This window comes from Gemmiger formicilis (genome assembly GCF_016901605.1).
Taxonomy (GTDB): domain Bacteria; phylum Bacillota; class Clostridia; order Oscillospirales; family Ruminococcaceae; genus Gemmiger; species Gemmiger formicilis_B.
Map to the genome: position 1 here is coordinate 1 of NZ_JACJKP010000933.1, position 218 is coordinate 218.

Here is a 218-nt window from a genome sequence, read left to right on the forward strand (position 1 = left end):
CGCCGCATCAAGGACAACACCCTGACCGAAGTGCTCAACGCCGCGCCGGTACATAAAGGCGATGTATTCTTCATTCCTTCCGGCACGCTGCATGCCATCTGCCAGGGCATCGTCTCGCCGCCGCAGGTGACGGTGCCTTCGCCGTCCACAATAAGCAGCGAAACAAAGCTCTCGGCACCGGCGGTACCGGCAAAGTCGTTCTGGTGCACGTCCACCGT

Annotated in this window: 1 pseudogene; it reads left to right on the plus strand. The window is 61.0% G+C overall.

Going from position 1 to position 218, the window contains the following annotated elements:
• Positions 1-114, plus strand: a pseudogene (locus tag H6B10_RS18495) (mannose-6-phosphate isomerase); the annotation flags it as partial.
• Positions 115-218: the final 104 nt, after the last annotated feature.